15 protein-coding genes and 2 pseudogenes are annotated in these 21,110 nt (G+C 68.0%); 13 read left to right on the top strand and 4 right to left on the bottom strand.

All coding sequences use genetic code 11. The annotated features are described in order from the left end of the window. Positions 1-135: 135 nt before the first annotated feature. Entirely contained in the window at positions 136-1,101 is a 966-nt protein-coding gene (locus ACWDNU_RS39290) for an EamA family transporter (protein WP_449672581.1), read from the top strand. Here ACWDNU_RS39290 and ACWDNU_RS39285 read toward each other — a convergent pair. Continuing rightward, positions 1,076-1,552 (bottom strand): (2Fe-2S)-binding protein, encoded by a 477-nt coding sequence (locus tag ACWDNU_RS39285; protein WP_037817840.1) that lies wholly within the window; start codon positions 1,550-1,552, stop codon positions 1,076-1,078. The genes ACWDNU_RS39290 and ACWDNU_RS39285 overlap by 26 nt on opposite strands. An 8-nt stretch (positions 1,553-1,560) precedes the next feature. After that, the gene (locus ACWDNU_RS39280; protein ID WP_449672580.1) at positions 1,561-3,897 is read right to left on the bottom strand and encodes a molybdopterin cofactor-binding domain-containing protein; all 2,337 of its coding nucleotides are present in this window, start codon (positions 3,895-3,897) and stop codon (positions 1,561-1,563) included. A 184-nt stretch (positions 3,898-4,081) separates the two neighbouring features. Between ACWDNU_RS39280 and ACWDNU_RS39275 the strand changes: the two genes are divergently transcribed. Continuing rightward, positions 4,082-5,689 (top strand): sigma-54-dependent Fis family transcriptional regulator, encoded by a 1,608-nt coding sequence (locus tag ACWDNU_RS39275; RefSeq protein ID WP_449672584.1) that lies wholly within the window; start codon positions 4,082-4,084, stop codon positions 5,687-5,689. A 23-nt stretch (positions 5,690-5,712) separates the two neighbouring features. On the opposite strand, the gene ACWDNU_RS39270 is transcribed toward ACWDNU_RS39275, so the two are convergent. Both ACWDNU_RS39270 and ACWDNU_RS39265 read right to left on the bottom strand, forming a co-directional pair. Beyond that, on the bottom strand, positions 5,713-6,474 hold the full coding sequence (locus ACWDNU_RS39270; RefSeq protein WP_449672579.1) for an AraC family transcriptional regulator ligand-binding domain-containing protein: 762 nt from the start codon (positions 6,472-6,474) through the stop codon (positions 5,713-5,715). A 45-nt stretch (positions 6,475-6,519) separates the two neighbouring features. Next, the gene (locus ACWDNU_RS39265; protein WP_449672578.1) at positions 6,520-7,131 is read right to left on the bottom strand and encodes an SDR family NAD(P)-dependent oxidoreductase; all 612 of its coding nucleotides are present in this window, start codon (positions 7,129-7,131) and stop codon (positions 6,520-6,522) included. Positions 7,132-7,195: 64 nt separating this feature from the next. On the opposite strand from ACWDNU_RS39265, the gene ACWDNU_RS39260 reads away from it, so the two are divergent. From ACWDNU_RS39260 to ACWDNU_RS39210, 11 genes and pseudogenes are all read left to right on the top strand, one after another. Continuing rightward, positions 7,196-7,933: a class I SAM-dependent methyltransferase gene (locus ACWDNU_RS39260; RefSeq protein ID WP_449672583.1), complete on the top strand. Its 738-nt coding sequence runs from the start codon at positions 7,196-7,198 to the stop codon at positions 7,931-7,933. Positions 7,934-8,105: 172 nt separating this feature from the next. After that, positions 8,106-9,638 carry an FG-GAP-like repeat-containing protein gene (locus ACWDNU_RS39255; protein WP_449672577.1) on the top strand — a complete coding sequence of 511 codons (1,533 nt, stop codon included), beginning with the start codon at positions 8,106-8,108 and terminating at the stop codon, positions 9,636-9,638. 45 nt (positions 9,639-9,683) lie between these two features. Next, complete coding sequence (locus ACWDNU_RS39250; RefSeq protein WP_449672582.1) at positions 9,684-12,251, top strand: lectin; 2,568 nt, start codon at positions 9,684-9,686, stop codon at positions 12,249-12,251. 327 nt (positions 12,252-12,578) lie between these two features. Next, positions 12,579-13,922, top strand: coding sequence for a serine hydrolase domain-containing protein (locus ACWDNU_RS39245; protein WP_449672576.1), 1,344 nt, complete (start codon positions 12,579-12,581; stop codon positions 13,920-13,922). Positions 13,923-13,932: 10 nt separating this feature from the next. After that, positions 13,933-15,585: an ABC transporter substrate-binding protein gene (locus ACWDNU_RS39240; RefSeq protein WP_449672575.1), complete on the top strand. Its 1,653-nt coding sequence runs from the start codon at positions 13,933-13,935 to the stop codon at positions 15,583-15,585. Between the two features lie 4 nt (positions 15,586-15,589). Next, a complete protein-coding gene (locus tag ACWDNU_RS39235) occupies positions 15,590-16,555 on the top strand; it encodes an ABC transporter permease (protein ID WP_449672574.1) in 966 nt (321 codons plus the stop codon). Continuing rightward, positions 16,552-17,481, top strand: a complete 930-nt coding sequence (locus tag ACWDNU_RS39230) for an ABC transporter permease (RefSeq protein ID WP_449672573.1) — start codon at positions 16,552-16,554, stop codon at positions 17,479-17,481. Before ACWDNU_RS39235 ends, ACWDNU_RS39230 begins: the two co-directional genes overlap by 4 nt. Beyond that, positions 17,478-18,443 carry an ABC transporter ATP-binding protein gene (locus ACWDNU_RS39225; protein ID WP_449672572.1) on the top strand — a complete coding sequence of 322 codons (966 nt, stop codon included), beginning with the start codon at positions 17,478-17,480 and terminating at the stop codon, positions 18,441-18,443. Before ACWDNU_RS39230 ends, ACWDNU_RS39225 begins: the two co-directional genes overlap by 4 nt. Next, positions 18,440-19,423 carry an oligopeptide/dipeptide ABC transporter ATP-binding protein gene (locus ACWDNU_RS39220; protein WP_449672571.1) on the top strand — a complete coding sequence of 328 codons (984 nt, stop codon included), beginning with the start codon at positions 18,440-18,442 and terminating at the stop codon, positions 19,421-19,423. The genes ACWDNU_RS39225 and ACWDNU_RS39220 overlap by 4 nt, the downstream gene beginning before the upstream one ends. Further along, positions 19,408-20,904, top strand: a pseudogene (locus ACWDNU_RS39215) (N-acyl-D-amino-acid deacylase family protein); the annotation flags it as partial. The gene ACWDNU_RS39220 and the pseudogene ACWDNU_RS39215, both read left to right, overlap by 16 nt. A 61-nt stretch (positions 20,905-20,965) precedes the next feature. Continuing rightward, positions 20,966-21,110, top strand: a pseudogene (locus ACWDNU_RS39210) (carbamoyl phosphate synthase small subunit); the annotation flags it as partial.

Here is a 21,110-nt window from a genome sequence, read left to right as displayed (position 1 = left end):
GCCGTGGTCCGTGAGGGGAACCCTGAGGGAATCAGATTCCCTCAGGGTTCCCCTCACGGACTTTCCGCGCACCCGTACGCGGCGGCTACCGAAAACCGGTGGCTCGGGCGCGCGGCCGGGACGCAGAATGCGGGCGTGGCCGACCAGGGCAGTACCGCGCGGGCGACCGGGCTGAGCCTGGTCTCCTGGGTGCTGTTCGCGAGTTCCGGCCCGCTCGCCAAGGCGGTGCTGGACGCGGGCTGGAGCCCGGCGGCGGTCACCGCGGTGCGGATCGGGCTGGCCGCCGTCCTGCTGACGCCCGCTGTCGCGCTGCTGCGGCCGCGAGCGTTGCGGTTTCGCAGCAATGAACTGTGGTTGCCGCTCGGCTACGGACTCCTCGGCGTCGCAGGCGTGCAACTGTTCTTTTTCGTTGCGGTGTCGAGGATTCCGGTCGCGGTGGCGATGGTGCTGGTGAACCTGTCGCCGGTGCTGGTCGCGCTGTGGGTGCGCGTCGTCCGGCGAACGCGGCTGCCCGTGGTGGTATGGCTGGGAATCGCGCTCGCGATCGCCGGGCTGGTGCTGATCGCCGGGCTCGGGCCTGGCGCGCGGCTGGACTTCCTTGGCGTCGCGGCGGGATTGGCGTCGGCAGTCTGTTCCGCCGGATACTTCCTGCTCGGCGAACGCGGTGCGCGGCGGCACGATCCGCTCGGGATGACCGCCTCGGGGCTGGCGATCGGGGCGGTGGCGACAATCGCCGTGAGTCCATTGTGGACCACGCAAATCTCATCCACGCCGGTGGCACTAGGCGATACGGCGATCCCGGTCTGGCTGGCCTTGCTGATCCTGGCCGTCTTCGGCACCGTGCTGCCGTACCTGGCCGGACTGCACGCGTTGAGCGGCTTGCCGGTCGCGTTGGCCGGAGTACTGGCGCTGGCCGAACCCTTGGTCGCTGCTCTGCTCGCGTGGCTGTTGCTGGGCCAGGCGCTGGGCCCGGTGCAGCTGATCGGAGTGGCGGTGCTGCTCGGCGGCGGAACGCTGGCGCAGACCGGAAAGCTTGCTCCGCAGCCGAAACCGACTGCGGGGCAAGCGAATCCGGTTACATCTTCGCGGCGCCGGCTTTGATGGCCTCGCGGATCCGGGAGTACGTGCCGCAGCGGCAGACGTTGCGGATCTCGTCCAGGTCGGCGTCGTTGATCTCGCGGCCCTTCGCCTTGGCCTCCTTGACCTTCGCGACCGCCGCCATGATCTGGCCGGGCTGGCAGTAGCCGCACTGCGCGACGTCGTTCTCCAGCCAGGCCTCCTGCATCGGGTGCAGGTCGGCCTTCACCGTGTCCGGCAGGCCCTCGATCGTGGTGATCTCGTCGGTGGCCTTGATGTCGGCCACACGCACCGAACACGGGTTGAACGCCTTGCCGTTGAAGTGCGACGTGCAGGCCTTGCACACGTTGATGCCGCAGCCGTACTTCGGCCCGCGGACGCCGAGGACGTCGCGCAGGACCCACAGCAGCCGCACATTGTCGTCGACGTCGACGGACACCGGCTTCCCGTTGAGGATGAAGGTGTGCTTGCTCATCGTGCTCCTCAGTAGGTGTGGCTCAGGCCGTCGGTCGGCGATTCGGGAACGGGCGGGACGAACGACTTGACCTCGAAGCCGATCGGGTCGTCGTGGTTGATCGGGAACCGCTTCGGGACCTTCCCGGTCGCGCGGGCGTACGCGCACGCGACTGCCGCGACGGAACAGGCCACGCCCGCTTCGCCCGCGCCGCCAGGCTGCTCCCCGTTGGACGGCATCGCGATCGCGGTGAAGTCCTGCGGGATGTTCCACTGCCGGGTGTAGAAGTAGTTGTCCCAGCTGGCTTCCAGGAAGTGCCCGTCCTTCAGGTGGACACTGCTGGTCAGCGCGAGCGCCAGGCCGTCGGCGAAACCGCCCATGATCTGCGCCTCGAGACCGCGCGGGTTGATCACCAGCCCGGCGTCGAGCGCGATGACCGCCTTCGTGACGCGCGGACCGGCGACGCCGTCGCGGATCTTGCGGTTCACCGTTTCCGGGCGGCAGTCGATTTCCACGAGGCAGGCGCTGGCGCCCTTGTATTCCTTGTGGATCGCGATGCCCTGCGCGGTGCCCGGGGCCATCTTCTTGCCCCAGCCGCCGACCTCGGCGACTTTGCGCAGAACGCCCTTCACCTTGTCGTTCTTGAGGAATTCCATGCGGAAGTCGTACGGGTCCTTGCCCATCGCCTTCGCGAGCATGTCGACGACCAGTTCGTTGGCGCAGCCGACGTCGGGCGAGTAGACGTTGCGCATCGACCCGGTGTTGAACCGCTGGTCGGTTTCGGTGAGCGTCTGGTCGACGACGCCGAAGTTGTACGGCATTTCCTGGCTCAGCACGAAAACCGCCTCGGCGACGCCGAGGTTGCCCAGTCCGGTCGGGAGTTTCGTGGCGACCGAGGTGAGCATTTCGCCGAGCCCGTGCCGGAACGACGTCTCGACCGAGGTGTGCCGCTGCTCGAAGGTGAGCACGTTCCCGGCGAGCACGGTGGCCCGGATCCGCGACGTCGCCATCGGGTGCAGCCGGCCTTGGCGCGGCTCGTCGGCGCGGTGCCACATCAGCCGCACCGGCTTGCCGAACGCCTTCGACGCCTGCGCCGCTTCGACGGCGTGGTTGCCGAACAGCTTGTGGCCGAAGGAACCGCCGCCGGTGACGACGTGGCACTTCACCTTGCCCTGCGGCAATCCGACCGCCTGCGCGACCTCGCCCTGGGTGACGATCGGCGACTTCAGCCCGGCCCAGATCTCCGCGCTGCCCTCGCGGACGTCGGCGACCGCGCAGTACGGTTCCAGCGCGGCGCTCGAGCGGAACATGAACTCGAAGTCCGCCTCGACCGTCTTGGTCAGCACCGGAACCTTCGGCACCGCAAGGGGAAGCTCGGCGCGGCGCAGGTTGGCGAGCACCGATTCGTCGTCCTGGCCCTCGACACTGCCGGGGCCCCAGTCGACCTGCAGCGCGCGCACGCCGTCGATGCACTGGCCGAACGTCTCCGCGCGAACCGCGACCCCGGTCGGGATGATCGCGATGTCGGTGACGCCGGGCAGCTTCAGCACGTCGGCCTTGTTGCGGACGGCCTTCGGCGTGCCGTTGAGCGTCGGCGGGCGGCAGATCATCGTCGGCAGCGCGCCGGGGATGTCCAGGTCCATCGCGAACTGCTTCTTGCCCGTCACGATGTCGCGGGCGTCGAGGCGGGTCTGCGGCTTGCCGAGCACCTTGAAGTCGCTGGAGCCCTTGAGCTTGCTCGGGTCCAGCTGCACCTGCTTGGTGGTGCTGGACGCGGCCTTCGTCGCCAGTTCGCCGTACGTCGCGGTCTTGCCGTTCGGCGCGGTGACGACGCCGCCCTTGACGATGAACCGCTCGGCGGTGCCGCCGAGCAGGATCGCCGCCGCTTCGAGCAGCTGCTGTTTGGCGATCGCGGCGGCGACGCGGATCGGCGTGTAGGTCGAGACCGTGGTGTTCGACCCGCCGGTGAGCTGGTTGAACAGCAGTTCCGGACGCGCCGGGGCGAGCGTGACGTGCACCTTCTCGACCGGCAGGTCCAGTTCCTCGGCGATGATCATCGCGGTCGAGGTGGTGATGCCCTGGCCGACTTCGGCGCGCGGGATCTCGAACGAGGCGCTGCCGTCCTTGTTGATGGTGACGGTGATCAGCTGCGACGTCGGGAGCCCGGCGTCGGTGAGCGCGTCATTGAGGTCGTACAGCTCGGGCGGCTGCGGAGCGGAGGGGACGGCGGCCGCGGCGGGGGTGGAGAGCCCGACGTCCGCGGCGACGACGAGGGTCCCGGCCGCGACGACGTAACCGAGGAATCCACGCCGGGAAAAGCCCCCGCGCTCCTTCCCGGTGTCCGGCTCGGAGTGACTGAGAGTCACGCTGGTTCCCCTTTCGAGGTAAGGACCGCGTGCCGGAACGCAGCACGTGCACGCGGGTGGTGGTGGGGGACCACCTTGCCGGGTGAATCCGGGCTTGAGTGTTCAAGTTCTGTACAGCGGCAGCGGAGAGCGATGGTTATCCTGCTGCGCGTCACCAACGAAGGTGGAGATCCGCGTGAGCTCGATGACGTCCTCGCGCAGCGTGGTGCTGCGGGAACCGATCGCCCAGTCCTGGCGCCGTGCTTCGCTCGCCGGGGTGCGCCCCGAAACCGCGCTGCTCGGGCTGCGGTCCGCGGAGGTAGACCCGGCCAGCAAGCTGCTCGCGGCGGCCGCGCCGGTGCTGGAGGACCTCGACGAGCGGCTCGCCGGCACCGCGATGTCCACAGTGCTCGTCGACCACGACGGCAGGCTCGTGCACCGGTGGAGCGCCGACCGCGCCGTCGAAGACTGTCTCGACCAGCTGGGCATCGGCGTCGGCACCTGCCTGCTGGAGGACGAGGTCGGGACCACCGGGCCGGGCACCGCACTGGAAACCCGGTCGAGCATCGTGGTGCACGGGGAAGAGCACTACGCCGAGGCGCTGCGCGGGTTCAGCTGTTACGGGCACCCGATTTTCCACCCGGTCACGCGGCGGCTGGAGGGCGCGCTCGACATCACGCTGCTGGCCGCCGAGGCGAATCCGCTGCTCGCGCCGCTGGTCGCGAAGGCCGTCGAGGAGATCGAACGGCAGCTGCTGGAGGGCAGCCGGGTGTCGGAACGGTCGCTGCTGGCCGCGTTCCAGGCGACGTCGCGCCCGACCCGCCCCGTGGTCGCGATCGGCCCGGACCTGTTGCTGTGCAACCAAGCCGCGGCCGACCTGCTGGAAGGCGCGGACGTCGCGCTGCTGTGGAACCTCGCGGGCGACGCGAGCCGACCGTCCGAAATGGAGACCGAACTGCGCTCCGGCCAGCGCGCGCGAGTCCGAGCCGAACCGGTCGCCGGCGCCCGCGGCGGAGTGCTGGTGGAGATCCGCCCGCTGAACGCCGCCGAGGCCCGGCCGACGCGACGTCGTGCTGCTGTCGTCCCCGGACACGTCCACATCTCGGGCCCGCCCGGAACCGGCCGCACCACCGAAGCGCGGCTGCGGGTGCCCGAGGAACCGTGCACCACGCTGACCGGGTCGGAAGCAGTCCTCGGCGGCTCGGCAGCCTGGGCCGCGCAGTTTTCCGCCGCCGTCGAGGCTGGTTCCGGCAGCATCTGCGTCGACGGCGCGGATCTGCTCCCCGCCGAACTGGTCGACCTGGTCGCCACTCATGCCGCCCGCGGGGTCGGCCCCCACCTCGTGCTGACCACCGGCCCGCGCGAGGGACTGGCTGGCCCGGAGCGGGCGCTGATCGCGTCGTGCGCGGAGAACGTCGAACTCCTGCCGCTGGCGCACCGACCGGACTTTCCCGAGGTCGCGACGCGAATGCTCGCCGAACTCGGGGCCGCGCGGACGCACAACATCACGCCGGGCGCGCTGCGGATCCTCGGCTCGTACGACTGGCCGGGGAACCTGCCTGAACTGCGCGGCGTGCTGAGCCAGGCGATCCGCAAGCGTTCTGTGGGCGCGATCGGGCCCGGGGATTTGCCGCCTGCGCTGGTCGCGGATGCTTCGGGGCACGAGCTGGCGCCCATCGAGCGTGCTGAGCGGAACGCGATCGTGGCGGCGCTGCGGTCGGCCGGCGGGAACAAGGTGCGGGCGGCTAGTACGTTGGGGATCTCGCGGACGACGTTGTACGCGCGGATGCGGGCTTTGCGGGTGCCGGGCTAGTCGGCCGGGTTGTTGGCGGTGGGTCAGCGGTAGTCGGCCGGTGCTTGCCCGGTCCACCGGCGAAACGCTCGTCGAAATGCGCTGGCCTCGGGAAAAGCCAGCTTCTCGATCGATTCGTCACCCCGGCTGAGACTGCGGCCGAAAACCAGCTCATAATGCGGCGCGTGGTCCGGTTTCGGCCGCGGCAGGCGGAGTTCTCGCAGGTCGATGCGTTGTCCGGGGAGCCAGCCGAGCAGTCGGTGCACGACCATGGCGACCAGTTCGGCGGCGACGCGCTCGGGGTCGCCGAGGCGGCGGACGTCGATCTCGACCTCGACCAGCGGTTCTGCTGCGCGGGTTGTGATGGCGGGCAGGCCGGGTGGGACGTGCGTGGCTTCTTCCAGCGGATCTGTCGCACGGATCGCGGCGGCGGGCAGGCCGGGCGGGACGTGCGCGGCGTCGGCCAGTGGTTCTGCCGCACGGATCGCGACGGCGGGCATGCCGGGCAGGACGTGCGTGGCTTCTTCCAAGCGGTGCAGGGCGGTCCGCAGGTCGGGCGCGGGGGCGACCGACCGGACTACCAGCCGGAATAGTCCGCGCGGGGCTCGCGGGCCGAGGGCGAAGAGTTCGTCGTCGGTCTGGAGCCACAGTTCGCGGGTCAGTTCGGAGACCTGCCGACGGGCGACGTCGGTACGGTCCGGCGGGATGCCGAGGCGGTGAAGCAGTGCGGGGACGTCGAGGTTCCGGCGTTCGCCGATCCGCGCCAGCCGCTGGGCCAAGGCGTCCAGAACCGCCGGATGGTCCACGCTTCAAGGCTAGCTGGTGGTTAACGGGCGGCCTCGCGCAGTTTTCTACCCGATCGAGTGACGCGGCTCGGTCGGGATCCGCGCGCCGAGCAGCCGTTCGGTCTCCGTCCAGAGCCACGCGCCCAGCTCCGGATCGCGGCTCGTCGTCACCGGCTGTTGCACTTCCGCGTGGGCGGTCCGATGCGGTCCGAGGTACTCGCCGCCGCGCAGTTCCGGCGACGCGACCGCGGCCACGACCGGCCGGGCCGCCTGATCCTTGCCCTGCGCGATCCCGCGGAACAGCGCGCGAGCCGCCCGCGCGCCGGGCCGCCCGAGCGTGAGTGCGTCGATTGCCCCACCGGGGTGGACAACAACCGACTGCACTGGGATCTCACCAAGCCGCCGTTGAAGTTCGAAGCCGAAGATCTCCACCGCGTGCGCGTAAACCGCCGCGCGGCCCCGTGTTTCCGGCCGGCCGAGGACCAGCACCCGCGCACCGAGTTCGGCGAGCTGTGCGGCGGCGAAGGAACCGATCCCGGAGGTGGCCCCGGTGATCGCGACGGTCCTGGCCGTCGATGCACTCGGGTTGTACTTCTTTCGACACCGCTCGGACGCTACGTTCGCCGCCGACGTCCGCACTAGGGCCTGGCGAGCGGATTTCGGGACCGTCCCGCGCATTCCACAAAGGACTCACGGCTATCGGGCGACACCTGGTCATCACTGGTGACGGGATCCGCAACCCATTCTCGGCGACCGGCTCGCGGCCGAAGCGGTCGAGCGGATCGACTACGACTGGGCGAAGCTCGACAAGCCGTCGATCGTCCGCAGCCGCGCCGCGGTCGCGTTGCGGGCGCGGCAGTTCGATACGTGGGCGGCGGATTTCCTGCAGGAGCACCCGGAAGCGACGGTTCTGCAGCTGGCCTGCGGGATGGACAGCCGCGCGTTCCGGCTCGATCCGCCGTCCGGCGCGCGGTGGTTCGACGTCGACCTGCCGGATGTCGTCGCGCTTCGCCGGAAGCTGTACTCGGACAGCGACAGCTACCGGATGCTCGCCGCGTCGGTGACCGATTCCGGGTGGCTGGAAGAGATTCCGGCCGAGCGGCCGGCGCTGATCCTCGCCGAGGGCTTGCTGATGTATCTGCGGGAGGCTCAGGTATCTCAGGTGCTGCGCCGGCTGACCGGACATTTCCCGTCCGGTGCGCTGATCTTCGACGGCGTGTCCGTTTCGACCGCCCGAGTCACCCAGCTGCTGAAGAAACTTCTGCCGCCGCGCTGGTATCCCTACCCGGCCTACTGGACAGCGATCCGGGACGAGTCCGATATCTCACGCTGGAATCCTGATCTGCGGCCGCGGGGGTCGGAAGCGGTGCTGAAGGCCTACGACCAGGTTCCGGATCCCCGGTTGCGCCGGTTCTACCGGCTGGCGAGCCGATTCCGCTGGACCCGCGACTTCCTGCGGGTGTTTCGCGCCGAATTCTGAATGGTTTCCCGCGGTCGGGATTTTCTGACAAAGACATGTCTGGACCAGTCCGTTGACATGGTTGTCATCGCGGGCTGACCATGGTCTCGTCGCCGGAGCGCACGCCGGTTCCGGATTCGCATCGCTCGCCTGAACGGGTTCCGTCCGCTTTGCCGTGCCGGAGGAAGCTGCCATGCTGCTTCGTCGATTTCTCGCTGCCCTAGTGCTCGCGGCCGCTGCGTTGCCGACGCCGTCCGCCGAAGCGGTACCGCTCGGCCAGGCGGTGCGGATCATGCCGCTCGGCGATTCCATCACCGCCGGGGCGGGCAGTGCCACTGTGTCGTCCTATCGCGCTCCACTGTGGACAATGCTCGCCGGAGAATCCCGTTACTCGCCGCGGTTTGTCGGTACCCAAACCAACGGGAGTTTGCCGGATCCGGCGAACGAGGGCCACAGCGGCTACACGATCGACCAGATCACCGCGGGCATCGACGGCTGGCTCGCGTTCGACCGGCCCGACGTCGTGCTGCTGCACCTCGGGATCAACGACCTCGACCGCGGCATCGACGTGGCCAACGCGCCAGCCCGGCTGCACACGTTGCTCGACCGGATTTACGCCGATCGGCCGAACGTCACCGTCCTTTTGCTGGGTTTGATCCCGACGTCGGCAGGGTCGGAAAGCCGGGTCGCGGCGTTCAATTCCGTCGTGCGTGGCTTCGAGGCCGAAGAAGCTCAAGCCGGGAACCGATTCCGCTACGTCGAGCCGCCGGCGCTCACTTCGGGGGAAATGGTCGACCACCTGCATCCGAACAATGCCGGGTACCGGCGGATGGCGGAAAACTTCTCCGGCGCGCTCGCCCGCGCGTACACCGAGGGCCTGTTCGCCGGGCAACCGCCGCTCGGCGCGGGAACTGAATCCGGCGGTACCGGAAAGGTTCGCTGGGCCGATTTCGACGGTGACGGCCGTGCGGATTACCTGACTGTCGCACAGAACGGCACGGTCAGCGTTTATCTGAATCGCGGCGGCGACGGTCACGGTGGGTGGCAGCCGCTCGGGCACATCGCCACTGGGCTCACCACGGATCCGGCACGAGTGCGGTTCGCCGATTTCGACGGCGACGGTCGCGCCGACTACCTGCTGCTCGAGCCGAGCGGCGCGGTGGTCGGCTACCTCAACCGAGGCGGGGACGGACACGGCGGCTGGCAACCAGTGGGCCAGGTCGCGACCGGCACCACCGCCGATCCGAGCCGCGTGTGGTTCGCGGACTTCGACGGCGACGGTCGCGCCGACTACCTGACCATCGGGCAGAACGGCGCGGTCACCGCCTATCTCAACCGCGGCGGCGACGGTCGCGGCGGCTGGCTCGGCCGAGGCCAGGTCGCGGGTGGCACGACCGCTGACATGAGCAGCGTGCGCTTCGCCGACCTCGACGGCGACGGCCGGGTGGACTACGTAACGATCGCGCCGAGCGGTCCGGTCAACGCGTTCTTCAATCGCGGCGGCGACGAGCAAGGCGGCTGGTATTCGCGAGGTCAGGTGGCTACCGGTGTCACCACGGATTCCAGCTCCGTCGCCTTCGCTGATTTCACCGGTGGCGGCAATGCCGACTACCTTCTCGCCGACAAATCCACCAACGCTGCTTCCGGCTATTCCTGGGAAGGCGGCGACGGACACGGCAGCTGGATCGACCGCGGCCGGATCGCCAGCGGCGTGCCGATCAGCTGAATAAACCCCGATTGAAAAGGACGCGCGATGAAAGTTCGAGCGAGAGTGAGCTGCGCGCTGGCGACGGCCGTGACCGTCGCCGGATTATGCGCCGGGCCAGCACAAGCGGCCGTACCAAATGCGGCAGCCGATCCAGCAAGCCTGGTGAACCCGTTCATTGGAACCACCAATCAAGCCAACGATTTCCCCGGCGCGGACGCCCCGTTCGGAATGGTCCAGTGGAGTCCGGACACGAACTCCCGGCCACCCGGAGGAGGCTATGAATACCATGACTCGACAATCACCGGCTTCAGTCTGACCCACATCGCGGGCCCGGGCTGCGGTGCGGCGGGCGACCTGCCGATTCTGCCGACCGTCGGCGGCGTGAACCCGTCCGCGAACGTGAACTTCCAGCACAGCAACGAATCCGCGTCCGCCGGGTACTACCGGGTCAAGCTTGACAACGGTGTCAACACCGAATTGACCGCCACCACGCGAAGCGGAATGGGCCGGTTCACCTTCCCGGCCGGAAACCAGTCGAACCTCGTGTTCAAAGTGGACGGAAGCCAGAACCGGCCCAGCAACGCGCAGTTCACCGCTGTGTCGAACACCGAGGTGCGCGGTCAGGTCACCAGCGGCGCGTTCTGCGGCGCGGCGAACAGCTACACCGTCTACTTCGACCTGCTCTTCGACCGTCCTTTCGCGAGCAGCGGCAGCCGTTCGGTCACCTTCGACACCTCCGGAAACCAGGTGGTACAGGCGAAAGTCGGCGTGAGCTACGTGTCGGCCGCCAACGCGGCAGCCAACCGGGCCGCGGAAAACCCTGGCTGGGACTTCGACGGCACTCGCGCCGCCGCCGCGCGGGCGTGGAACTACCAGCTCGGCAAGATCAAGATCACCGGCGGGACATCGGACCAGCAGACGATGTTCTACACCGCGCTGTACCATGCGCTGCTGCATCCCAACGTGATCAGCGACGTCAACCGCCAGTACCCGGGGTTCGACGGCAAACCGCACACAGTCGACGCGGGCCACGACGCGGTGTATGCCAACTACTCAGGTTGGGATATCTATCGCTCCCAAGCTCAGCTGGAAGCACTGCTGGCGCCGAAGGTCGCGTCCGATACCGCACAGTCCATGGTGGACGATTACCGGCAGACCGGGATCTTCCCCAAGTGGTCGGAAAACAACGGCGAGTCCTACGTGATGGTCGGCGACCCGGCTGCGGCCATCATCGCCGACTACTACGCCTTCGGCGCCCGCGACTTCGACACGGCCGACGCACTCAAGGGCCTCGTCGCCGAAGCGGCCAAGCCGAACAACAACCGTCCAGGTCTGAACTACCTCGACAGCCTCGGCTACCTACCGCACGACGGAAACTTCGGCTGCTGCAACGCTTACGGCCCCGCAGCGACCACTTTGGAATACAACACCGCAGACTTCGCCCTGTCCGCTTTCGCCGGCGCGCTCGGCGACACCGCCAACCAGCGCACGTACCGCAATCGCGCGCAGAGCTGGCGCAACCTGCTCAACCCGCAGTCCGGTTTCGTCCAGGCCCGCAACGCCGACGGCAACTGGCCGCTCGACTTCGACCCGACGAACGGGAAGAGCATGGTCGAGGGCACGTCGTTCATCTACACCGGCATGGTGCCGTTCGACCTGGCCGGACTGACCCGCGCCAAGGGCGGCCCGACGGTCATGAACCACTACCTGGACAACGTCCTGCGCACCTTCGACGGCAACGACGGTCTTGCCTGGATGGGCAACGAGCCCAGCATCGAACTGCCCTGGGAGTACGACTACACCGGCGCGCCGTACCGGACGCAGGAGACGGTCCGGGCAATCCAGGGCAAGATCTGGCGCGACACCCCGGACGGCCTCGGCGGCGGCAACGACGACCTCGGCACGATGAGCGCCTGGTATGTCTGGTCCGCGCTCGGCATGTTCCCGGAGACGCCCGGCACCGCCGATCTCGCGCTGGGCTCGCCGGTGTTCAACCAGGCCGTCATCGCGCTGCCGTCCGGCAAGACCCTCACCGTCAAGGGCAACGGCGCGGCGGACAACGCGCCGTACGTCCAGGACGCCTCGTGGAATGGCACGGCCTGGAACAAGGCGTACGCCCCGGATATCAGCAATGGCGGCACGCTCAGCTTCACTCTCGGCACCGCGGCGAACAAGGCCTGGGCCGCGGATCCGTCCGCCGCGCCGCCGTCCTATCCCGGAGACAGCCCGGCACCGGCGAGCCCGCGCGTCGGCCCGATCGTCGCCGGGGTGTCGTCGAGCCTGTGCATCGACAACGCGTTCTCGAAGGTCACGGACGGCAACCCGATCCAGCTTTACGGCTGCGATTCGACCTACGCGCAGGACTGGGTAATCGGCACCGACCACACGCTGCGCGTCCACGGCAAATGTCTCGACGCCGACAACTCCGGCACCACGAACGGCACCCGCATCCAGCTCTACACCTGCAACAACACCGGCGCCCAGCAGTGGGTCGAGGACAACGGCTCGCTGCGGAACCCGCACTCCGGCCTTTGCCTGGACGATCCGAACAGCAGCACCAAGGAGTTCACCCAGCTGCAGCTCTACACCTGCAACAACAGCTCGGCGCAGAAGTGGGCGCTGCCTCGCTGACCTGAGGCGGCGCCGCGGCCGCGGTGTCTGTCCCGGTCTCGGGGGCGGTACGTGAGGGGAACCCTGAGGAACTCTGATTCCCTCAGGGTTCCCCTCACGTACCTCAGCAAGTGGTCATGGGGGTAGATACCGGGCATTTCAGCGCGCGGCGTCCTTTGTGGACCGCCGCCTCGCGTGGGCGGTCCGGGCACTGCTTTGGCGACCGGCACAAGTCCCGGGCCGAATCTCTGGGCTCTCGTCCAAGGCTGCCGCGATCCGGCCGGATCGATACTGGCGCCCATCGACCCGCCGTGGTCGGGACACCGAGGTCCCGGAGGTTTTCCGCACATGACGCCGCCCCTGCCCCAGGCCGCGGACGAGGCGCTTCGCCAGGCCTGCCGCACCGCGTTGCACGACCAGTCCTTCGCCGCCGGGCTCTCGATGGCGGTCACCGGCCGCGACGGGATCCTCGCGTCCGGCGCGTTCGGACACGCCGATCTGGCCGCCGGCCAGCCGGCGACCGAGGACACCCTGTTCCAGATCGGCTCGATCTCCAAAGGCATGACCGCCGCGCTGCTGCTGCGGGCGCGCGACGCCGGGCTGATCGACCTGAACCGTCCGGTGACCGAGTACCTGCCGTGGTTCTCCGTCCGGTCCGCGCACACCCCGATCACCGTGCGCCATCTGCTGTCGCACACCGCCGGGATCGTCGCGGGCACGGACGTCTCCGGCGACTCCGCCTTCGAGGTCTGGGCGCTGCGCGACACCGAGGCCACGACGCCGCCGGGGACCTGGTTCCACTACTCGAACTCCGGTTACAAAGCGCTCGGGCTGGTGCTGGAACTGCTATACCAACGGCCGTACCAGGAACTTCTCGGCGACTTCCTGGCCGAACTGGGGATGTCGGCTGCCATGCCAGCGATCACTCATGAGATCCGGGCACGCAGTGCGGTGGGATATGAACCGCGCTATGACGACAGGGCCCCGGTCCGCGACGACGGCATCGTCCCGGCGACCTGGATCGAGACCGCTACGGCGGACGGCAGCGTCGTCTCGACCGCACGGGACATGACCGCGTGGTTGCGGCTGTTGATGAGCGGCGGATCGATGGTGGACGACCTTTGTACTCCGGCGATCCGGATGGAAGAGGAAGACTGTTCGTACGGCCTCGGTATGATGGTCGGCGAGTTCGGCGGTCGCCCGCACGTCTGGCACACCGGCGGCATGATCGGCTACTACGCCGCGATCGCGTGCGATGTGGACGCCGGGATCGGCGCCGTCGTGCTGGCTAACGGCAGGGGTCCGTGGCAGGAGACTGTCGTACACCTCATCGCCGCTACGCGTGCCGCGCTTGAGGGCGGTTCGGTGCCGGAATTCGTTCTGCCGGAACGGAAACACCCCGCGCAGCCGACTCCGGACGAGCCGCCCGCACACTGGGCCGAGGTCGTCGGGCATTACCGCTGCCACAACCCGTGGCTGTCCAATTTGCACGTCTACACCCACGACAACCGGCTGTGGGTGTCTATCACCGGCGGTCCGCCGGACGAACTGATCCCGCTCCCAGACGGGTCTTTCCGCGTCGGCGAAGACGAACGGCTCCCGGAGCGGCTGAAGTTCGACGTCGTCCTTAATGGAGTCGCGGTTCGCGCCGACTACTCCGGATGCCCGCTCTACCGCACCTTCACGCCCTAGGCGGCCCTTGATGAGAAACCGTTTCCGCCGCGCGGCAGCGGCACTGCTGGCCGTGGTGCTGGCCGCCGGCGGCGTCACCGCGTGCGGCCAGGCCGAGAGCGAGACCGCCGACGGCGGCGTCTTCCGCTTCGGCGCCAACCAGCCGATCGACTCGCTGAACCCGTTCGTTTCCGTGGTCAGCATGGCGTTTTCGGTATTCGAGCAGATCTATCCGACTCTGGTGCAGCTCGACCCGAACGACAAATACGTCCCCGAATTCGCTACCGGCTGGAGCACCTCCGAGGACGGCCAGACCTGGACTTTCCGCACTCACCCCGGAGCGAAATGGTCCGACGGCGAGCCGCTCACCGCCGCGGATGTCGCGTGGACGCTCAGCACCATCGCGAAGTTCCAGGACGGCCCGACCGCCGGTCTCGCCAACTACGTGGTCAACCTCGACAGCGCGACCGCACCCGACGCGAACACCGTGGTGCTGCACTACGCCAACCCGGTGTCGAATGTCCTCAGCAGACTGATGAGCGTCCCGATCCTGCCCCGGCACATCTGGCAGAAGTACGCCGAGGGCAAGGGCGACGCGCTGACCACGTTCCCGAACACCGCGCCCATCGTGTCCGGCGGACCGTTCGTCCTGGTCAAACACCAGCCGAAACAGGTCGCGCTGTTCAAACGGAATCCCGCGTACTACGGCCCGAAACCGCACATCGCCGGGTTCGGCATCCAGTTCTTCAGCACCGACGACGCGATGATCACCGCGTTGAAAAGCCATCAGCTCGACGCCGTGCAAAGCGTGCCAGCCACTTCAGTGGGCAATCTGGAGTCGTCCGGGTTCGAGGTGCTTTCGTCACCGGGCATGCGCTTCGACAGCATCACCGTCAACGCGAACCCGAAACAGCAAGGAGCGCACCGGGAATTGACGAACCCGCTGTTGCGCGAAGCTCTCGACCACGCGATCAACCGCGCCGAGATCGTGAAAACTTCACTGCTCGGCCACGGCAAACCGGGCGGTGCGGTGATCGCGCCCGGCACCGCGGACTGGACGGACAGCTCGATCAAACCGCCGACGTTCGACCTGGACCTGGCCAACCGGCTGCTCGACCAGGCCGGGTACCGGCGCGGCCCGGACGGCGTCCGGATCGCCGGCGACCATCCGATGGACTACCCGATCATCCTGCCCGAGGACACCTACAGCGGTGCCGGACTGCGCTCGTTCCAAATCATCCGCGGCGATTTCGAGCGGATCGGCGTCCGGCTCGAACCGCGGCTTCTCGACAACGCAGCGGCCAACGAAGCGGCCATGGCGAACAAATCGCAGGACTTCGCGATGACCATGTGGGGCTGGAGCGGCGGCACCAGCGATCCGGACGACACGCTCAACTACCTCACCTGCGCCAGCCAGGGCATCCTCAACGACACCGGCTATTGCAGCAAGGAATGGGACGACCTCTACGGCGAGCAGGGCGAGGCGATGGACCCCGCCGACCGGCGCGACGTCGTGAACCGGATGCAGCAGCTGGCGGCCCGCGAGCGTCCGCTGCTCGTGCTCGACTATCCGGACGCGATCGAGGCGCATTCGCCGTCTTGGACCGGCTTGACGCCGGTGGGCGGGGCCTCGTTCTCGTCGGAGTCGAAGCTCCCGCTGCTGTCCGTGCGAAAGGCGGGCTGATCCGATGCGCAGTCTCGACTATCTCCTCCGCCGCGGCGCTTTCACTGTGGTGACCATCTTTCTCACCGTCACCGCGAACTTCTTCCTCTTCCGGGTCCTGCCCGGCGACGCGGTGACGAACCTGTCCCGCGTACCGCACGCGACCCCGGAGTTGCAGCACGCATTGATGGTCCGCTTTGGACTCGACAAGTCCAAATGGGACCAATACCTGATCTACCTCAAAAACCTGCTGCACGGCGACCTAGGTGTGTCGTTCACCTACCAGCAGCCAGTGACCCACCTGCTGGTCGAGGATCTCAAGAACACCGTGCTGCTGGCCGGCGTCGGGACGCTCGGCGCGATCGTGCTCGGCATCCTGTCCGGCGTGATCGCGGCGTGGCGGCGCGACTCCGCGCTGGACCACCTCAACACCGGGCTCGCGACGCTGGCGTACTCGTTCCCGTCTCAATGGCTCGGGTTGGTATTGCTGATCCTGTTCGCTGGGATACTTCCGGCCGGCGGGATGTCGGACCTGTTCCTGTTCGACAGCCCGCCGTTCTGGCAGAACATCGGCGACGTGACGAGCCATATGGTGCTGCCGACGATCACGCTCATCCTCACCGCGTACGGCGGCTACACGCTGGTGGTGCGGTCCTCGATGCTGGAAACCCTCGGCGCGGACTATGTGCTCACCGCGCGCGCCAAAGGTCTTTCGGACCGGCGGGTGGTCTGGCAGCACGCGGTGCGGAACGCGATGCTGCCGATGGTCACGATGGTCGCGCTCGATCTCGGCTACGTCGTCGGCGGCGCGGTGCTGATCGAGGTGATCTTCAGCTGGCCGGGCATCGGCATGGCCACCTACACCGCGCTCAGCCAGCGCGATTACCCGATGGTGCAAGGCGGGTTCCTGCTCCTGACGGTGTCGGTGATCCTGCTGAACTTCCTCGCCGACCTGGTCTACTTCCGCCTTGATCGGAGAGTCAGCGCATGACCACTGTCGTCCCGGCCGAATTGCGCCGCACCGGTATCTTCCGGAAAGTGCTGCGGGAACACAAAACCGCGGTCGCCGGTCTCGTTATCCTCGGTCTTTTCGTGGTACTGGCCGTTGTTTCGCCGTACCTCGCGCCGTACAGCATCACCGAACGGTCCTGCGCGGTTTTCGAACCGCCGTCCGTGCACCATTGGCTCGGCTGCGACGACGGCGGCGTGGACATGCTGTCGCTGCTGATGCGCGGCGGGCAGACGTCACTCGTCGTCGGATTCGCCGCGACGCTCGTCGCGATGCTGCTCGGCGGCACGGTCGGGATCCTGTCCGGCTACTTCGGCGGCTGGGTCGACGCGGTCCTGATGCGGATCACCGACGTGCTGCTGGTGCTGCCGGATCTGGTGCTGGCCATGGTGATCGCCGCGGTGTGGGGGCCGAGTCTGTTCCACGTGATCCTCGTGATCGGCCTGCTGGAATGGACGACGACCGCGCGGATCGTGCGTGCGGAAGTGATGTCGCTGCGCGAACGGGCCTACGTAAAACGGGCGCGCGGACTCGGCGCGAGCAATACGCGGGTGATCGTGCGGCACATCCTTCCGCAAGCGGGGCCGCTGCTGATCGCCAACACCGTGCTGACCGTTTCGGTCGCGATTTACCTGGAGACTGCGTTGGCATTTCTCGGTTTGGAAGACCCGAGCGTCACGACTTGGGGCACGATCCTGGAACACGCCTTCGCCCGCACCGCGATCAGTTCCGGCGCTTGGTGGGCCATCGTGCCGGACGGATTCGTGATCGCCGCGGTGAGCATCGGTTGCTTCCTGCTGGGCCGGGCCATTGAGGACGCGCTGAACCCGCGGCTCAAGGTCTCGCATCTGTCCGGCCGTCGGTGGCGAGTGCGGGTACTGGCCGGAAGGGGAGCGGACGCCCGATGAACGTGGTGGAGTGCAAGGATTTGCACGTGTGGTTCGACCTGCCCGGCGGCGGTCAGGTGCATCCGGTGAACGGGGTGAGCTTCTCGCTGGCCCCGAGCGAACGGTACGGGCTGGTCGGCGAATCCGGCTGCGGGAAGTCGACGACCATCCTGGCGTTGCTGGGATTGCTGCCGCCGACCGCGACCGTGGCAGGGAGTGTTTCCATTGCCGGTACTGAGATATTAGCTGGCGGCGAGGAATCCGTGCGCGGGCATCGGTGGCGGGACATCGCGATGGTGTTTCAGGGCGCGATGAATGCGCTCAACCCGGTCAAGACAGTCGGCTGGCAGATCGCCGAACCGATGCTCTGCCACGGCATCGCGCGCCGGGCGAAAGCACGCGAACGAGCGCGTGAGCTGCTGGAGCTAGTTGGTATCCCAGCTGCGGCAGCTGATCGGTACCCGCACGAATTCTCCGGCGGCATGCGGCAGCGGTTGTCGATCGCGATGGCGCTGGCCTGCGAACCGAAGGTGCTGCTGGCGGACGAGCCGACCACTGCGCTCGACGTGATGGTGCAGGCGGAGATCCTGGAACTGCTGACCCGGCTGACCGACGAGCTTGGCATGGCACTCGTCCTGGTCACTCACGACCTGCCGTTGGTATCTCAATTCTGTCACCGTGCCGCGGTAATGTACGCCGGAAAGATGGTAGAAGAGGGCCCAGCGGATCAGCTGAGCTGGGAGTCGCGGCATCCCTACACGCGGCTGTTGTTCTCCGCCACGCCAGACCTCTACGGCGACGAACCGGTCGTCTCGATTCCGGGTGCTCCGCCGCGCCTTGACACCGAGATCGTCGGCTGTCCGTTCCGCCCTCGCTGCGATGTCCCGATGGACCGCTGCGCTGCCGAACTGCCGTTGCTGACCACGGCCGGTCCAGGGCATCGGGCAGCGTGTTTCCGTACCGAGAGCGTGGTGACGGCATGACCGAGGCGCTGCTGGCGGTCGACGACCTCTCGATCCACTACCCGATGCGCCGGGGTGTCGCAGGTGCGCTGGCCCGGCGTCCGCGCAGCGTCGTGCATGCCGTAGACGGCATCAGCTTCCAACTCGGACGCGGCGAGATGGTCGCCGTCGTCGGCGAGTCCGGCTGCGGGAAATCCACCACCGCGGCAGCGATCTGCGGCCTGATTCCGCCGACCGGCGGTACTGTCCGTTTGGAAGGCAACGCGATTACCGGGCTTTCGGAACGCCGGCTGCGTTCCGTCCGGAGGCGGGTCCAGATGATCTACCAGGACCCGTACGAATCGCTCGACCCGCTCTGCCGGGTTCGCGACATCCTCGCCGAGCCAATGCTGATCCACGGCATCGGCCAGTCCAAAGCGGACCGGAACGCACTTGCCGCGGATGCCCTGGAACGCAGCGGCCTCTCACCAGCGGACGCGTTCCTAGACCGCTACCCGCACGAACTGTCCGGCGGCCAACGGCAACGCGTCGCCATCGCTGCCGCACTGGTGCTCAATCCGGACGTCCTGCTCGCCGACGAGCCAGTGTCCATGCTGGACGTTTCGGTACGCGCCGGTGTGCTGTCCCTTTTGGACACCCTGCGGAAGGATCAGGACACCGCGATCCTGATGATCACGCACGACCTGTCCACGGCCGCGCATTTCGCCGACCGGATCGTGGTGATGTACCTGGGCCGGGTCGTCGAGCAGGGACCGGCGCGGGAGGTCGTGCACAACCCGCAACACCCCTATACGAAGGCCCTGCTGTCGGCAGTCCCGCGACGCGACCGGTCGCAGCAGATGAAACCGCAGCTGCTGACCGGCGAGACGCCGAACCCGGTCGACATCCCGCCCGGCTGCCGGTTCCGGTCGCGCTGCCCGGTCGGCACCGCCGACTGCGAACGCACCGACCCGCCGCTGGTCACGATCGGCAGCCACGAAACCGCATGTCTGCACGTCTGATTCCGCCCCGCGCGCCCAAGGAAAGGACCACGATGCCCGCCGACTTCGTTCTCCGAGGTGGCTCAGTACTCGACGGCACCGGAACCGCCGCCCGCCGCGCGGACGTCGCGATCACGGGGGACCGGATCGAGGCGGTCGGCGACATCCGGGACGCCGACGCCCCGGTGCTGGACGCCGAGGGTTGCGTGGTGGCACCGGGATTCATCAACGTGCTCAGCCACGCGTACGAAACCCTCCAGCTGGATCCGCGCGGACTGTCCGACATATATCAAGGCATCACCACTGAGATCTTCGGCGAAGGCCGCTCGATGGGCCCGGTCACCGGCCGGATGACCGACCTCGTCGCCGCCGAGCCGCCGCTGTTCGGCATGCGCACCAGCTGGCCCCGGCTCGACGACTTCCTGACCGACCTCAGCGGTGCGGGGCTGAACATCGGCAGCTTCGTCGGCGCGGAGAACCTCCGAATGCCTCTCGCAGGCAACGAAGACCGCCCGCTCACCGACGACGAGCTGACCGCCGCGTGCGCGTTGCTGGACGAGGAACTGGCGGCGGGCGCACTCGGCGTGGGCTCCGCGCTGATCTACGCACCGGGCAGCTACGCGTCCACCGAGGAGCTGATCGCGTACGCACGAGTGCTGGCGAAGCACGACGCGCTGTACATCTCGCACATCCGCGGCGAGTCGGACCGTTTGGTGGATTCGGTCGACGAGCTGATCCGGATCGCCCGGGAATCGTCTGCGCGAGCAGAGATATATCACCTGAAGGCATCGGGACAACAGAACTGGCCGTTGATGTCCACTGTGCTTGACCGGGTCGAGCAGGCGCGCGCGGACGGTCTCGGCATCACTGCGGACATCTACCCGTACGACGCTGGCTCGACGTTCCTCTCTGCCTTCATCCCGCCGCGCTTCCACGAAGGCGGCGAGCTTGCCGCGCGGCTCGCCAACCCCTCGATCCGTGAGGAAATCAAAGCGGCCATCCTCGAACCTGGGCAAGACTGGGAGAACCTGTACCTCGGATCCGGTGGCGCGGAAGGAATCCTGCTGCTGGGCGTCGGCTCCGCTTCGATAACGCCGGGCCAGACCCTCGCCGAGGCCAGCCGTGGCGGCGACCCGCTCGACACCTTGCTGGACCTTGTCGCGGCGGAGCCGAATCTGATGGTCGCCGAGTTCACCGCGTCGGAGGCGGATACACGACGCGCACTGAAACAGCCGTGGGTCTCGGTGTGCACAGACTCGGAGGCGATCGCGGCGGAGGCACCGTTCACGGATACGTCCATCCATCCCCGGGCGTACGGTGCCTTCGCTCGGGTGCTTGGGCCGTGGGTGCGGGAAGGCGTGCTGCCGCTGGAAGAAGCGGTGCGGCGGATGACAAGCCTGCCCGCCGCGAACCTGCGCCTGGTCGACCGAGGCGTGCTGCGGCCGGGTGCGTTCGCTGACGTGACGGTGTTCGATCCGGCGGCGGTGCAGGACAACGCGACCTATGTGGACCCGCACCGATACGCCGACGGGATGCGGCACGTGCTGGTGAACGGCCAGCCCGCGTTGCGAGACGGCAAGCCGACCGGGGTGCTGGCCGGGCGAGCGGTGCGGCGAACAGGTCCTGGCGAGCCCGCCGATGAAGGGCGCGGACCTCGCGGGCGAGGTCTCCACGGACAACCCGTATGTCGTTGCGGCGCAAGGCGAAC

It is taken from the genome of Amycolatopsis sp. NPDC003676 (assembly GCF_053587275.1).
Note: the sequence above shows the minus strand (reverse complement) of the source record. Positions and strands in the feature narration are given on the sequence as shown.